The sequence below is a fragment of the Streptococcus hyointestinalis genome, from assembly GCF_041225505.1.
Taxonomy (GTDB): domain Bacteria; phylum Bacillota; class Bacilli; order Lactobacillales; family Streptococcaceae; genus Streptococcus; species Streptococcus hyointestinalis_B.
Genome location: NZ_JBCLSK010000060.1, coordinates 1 through 3,268 on the forward strand (window position 1 = coordinate 1; position 3,268 = coordinate 3,268).

The window sequence follows — 3,268 nt, forward strand, 5'->3', positions numbered from 1 at the left end:
AGACATATGAAAACTCCCCTTATAGTTTCTAGTGAATTTTTGTTTTTTCACTGTCTACTATATGGGGAGTATATCAAACGGAAATCGTCTTTTTTTGTTAGATATTCTCTGCAAAGGGCAAAGATTTGATATAATCTTCAATCCATTTCCAATCAACTTCTTTGTTAATATCTACTGGTAAAAGTAATTTTGTAGTTTTGATTAAATCCATCTTAAATGCTCGTCCATACGAATACCTATATCTCTCTTTGTTTAGTAAAGTTTGTATAAATAGACCAGTATATTTGTTTAGCCATTCAGCTCTAATTACAACAATATGGTCACCTGCAACAAAAGGATTAGGTTGATAGGAAATTGTTGAAGTTGTATCTCCTACAACAAGAGCATTTCCTTCTTCAACACCACTTTCTTCATATTTAAAAATCCAGCCATCTACAGAGTTATTTAACTCTGTTCTACTAACGAACGGTAATCTATCTAGTTGTCTACTTTTAGAAAAATCCATATCAACTTTAGCATGGGCTTTAGCCTTGTATATTTCAATATCTAGTTCTTCAAATGTAAATGGTATCCAGTTTTCCGAAGAAATATTATCATGAACAGTTTGTTTGGTTTCAGGAAGTTTATAATTCAGTGTTTTGATGAAGGTCTCCATAAACTCCCAATCTGGAAGAAAACCACTATCTGAAAACCGTTTATTTACATCAATAATAGGTCTCCCATTAGTATCCTTTTGAATAGGAAGTTTCAACTTGGAATTTTTCATTCTTTTAGGACGCCATTTTCGCCCATACCCCCACCTATATCTGTCGTGCATTATGACTGTTGCAACAAATAATGCTGTAAATTCATTGAAATCTCCGTCTATGCGATAAAGTGGATTGACGCTATGGCTACAAGTAAATTGTTTATCTTGGTAATAAGCATATCCAACAGAACCATCATTAGTGACACATAGAGCATGTGGTGCGAACAATTTAACATCTAATTGTTGATTTGGTTCATCACCTGTTTTGGAAGCAAATTTAATCTCTTCTATTGTGAAATAATCTGTTACCCCATTATTCTTATCCGTTGCTCCTATAAATGGAATAGTTCCTTCTCCGTTTGATTCAGGTTTCTTATTATAGAAACCATTTTCCATACGAAACACTTTAGGAAAATCAAAAAATTCCCAATCTCGAGTATCAATCATTGCCATATTCTCCTTCTTTTACTAAGAAAGATAGATAGTGATTGATAGTTTGTTGAAAATCATCCGAGGTTAGTGTTGAATAATCCGTCTCCATATATGCTTCTGCTAACCACTCATCGTCATAACTAACTTTTTTCATAACAGATAAACCTGCAACCTCACGCTTATTTCTATATAGTGCCAACCATTCAGATTTAACTTGCTCCCATAAGCTATCTCCACTATCATTTACCATCTCGACACGACCAAGCCCTTTTCTCTTAATAAACTTGTCATCCTTGAAGTATCCAAAAAAGGTATCTTTATCTGACTTAGCATGATTTTGAGATAAATCAAATATCATACAGCAAGCAACAGCGGAAGCACCTGGATAAAACATTTCATCAGGTAGTGAAAAGACAGCTTCTAAAGTATATTTGTCAAGCATTCTTTTCTTGAAAGATTTAGTTTCTTTACTGTTCCCAATAGCAGCCTGCATTGGTAGTAACACGGCAATTTTAGCAGTTTTATTCTTTACGTTATCATCATTACCTTGTCCAGTTACTTGACGAGCTACCCACTCAACAAAGTGAAGTCCTTTGGAGGGGTCTTGTGTTACCGTTGAAGACCATTTTTTAACATAATCAGGGTCACTACTTTTTTTAGTTGCATTATATGGTGGATTCATAAGTACAATATCTACATTAGCATCTGTAATCCATTTGCCCTTATTAAACATAGAATCTTGGATAATATTTGAGTTCCCATCTCCATGTATCAACATATTGGTTGATGACAAACCAAACGCCCCATCCTCATACTCTATACCAAAAATTTGATTCCTTTTGACCGTATCACGTTCGATTTCCGTGTTACAATCATCCATTGCGTCTGTCATAGCTCTTACCAAAAAAGCACCACTGCCACAACAAGGGTCAAGTACACGAGAATTTTTATTTACACTGACAACTTTGCTCATAAAATCACAGATATGGTCTGGTGTAAAAGCTTGATTTTTATCTGATTTCCCTACATATTTGTTAAAGGTTGTGAAGAATAAATTCAATAAATCTTGACCTGCCGTATTTTTATCATTGATATAAGGAACTACATTGTTGTCTATATAAGTTAATAATGCTTTTAATTCTTGATAACTAAGACTTGTTACATCTTGGTCTTCTAAGACTTTGTTATTGAGTATCGCTAACTTTCCAACTTTATTTAAATCTCCACCTTGAGACAATAATCCTTCTAAAATATTTTTGATACTTTTTAGGATAACTTGTTCGGGTGATAAATTATTTCCATCGGTATCCTTTGTAGATTTTATCCCTTCATAAACTAGCCCATTTTTAAGAGCAAGTAAACATGTCCCTACAAATTGACTTCGTAATTTTTCGTTTATACCATCAGCGTGCAGTAGTTCATTTAGTGTTTTAATTGAATCTACCACTTTTAGCTTGTCATTTACTTTACCAAAACACAGCTCTTCATATTCTTCAAAGGATAGAATATTTGTTAGATTGGCATTTATATGCTCATCATCAATAATTACTGATTGCCCATACCACGTCCAGACATTATTACCTTCTGTTTCTGCTAAAATTGCTACAATTTTTCTATCAGAATAAGCTTTTTCGTATTTTACATATTCTTGTAATTGTTGTTGTATCTCAGATTTATCCCAGTTGTCAAAGCGATTTTTTGTTTCAACTAAGACAGCAAGTCTATCGTTCTCAAAGCGAATATCCAAATAATTATGTTTTTTCTTTGAGTTGCTATTTCTGTAGTTAGAGATAGATTTACCTATAGACTTCAATCCTTTAGAGTAACTAAATTCTCCATTTTCAAGATTAGAAGAGTAGAAGGCTCTACCAATTTTATCAATAATCTCAAAACGCTCCATTATTGCACCTCGAAATTACTGATAAAATAAATAGCTTCTTCACAAAAACGTGAAAAAGCCTGTTTTAGGGGTTGACAAAAAAGACCGTTGCTTACATAATCAGCGGTAGCTGGTAGCTGGTAGCTGGTAGCTGGTAGCTGGTAGCTGGTAGCTGGTAGCTGGTAGCTGGTAGCTGGTAGCTGGTAGCT

Annotated in this window: 2 protein-coding genes; both read right to left on the bottom strand. The window is 34.0% G+C overall.

Going from position 1 to position 3,268, the window contains the following annotated elements; translation table 11 throughout:
• Positions 1-97 precede the first annotated feature (97 nt).
• Positions 98-1,201 carry a restriction endonuclease subunit S gene (locus AALA56_RS09560; protein WP_369909821.1) on the bottom strand — a complete coding sequence of 368 codons (1,104 nt, stop codon included), beginning with the start codon at positions 1,199-1,201 and terminating at the stop codon, positions 98-100.
• Entirely contained in the window at positions 1,188-3,080 is a 1,893-nt protein-coding gene (locus AALA56_RS09565; protein WP_369909822.1) for an HsdM family class I SAM-dependent methyltransferase, read from the bottom strand. The genes AALA56_RS09560 and AALA56_RS09565 overlap by 14 nt, the downstream gene beginning before the upstream one ends.
• Positions 3,081-3,268 lie beyond the last annotated feature (188 nt).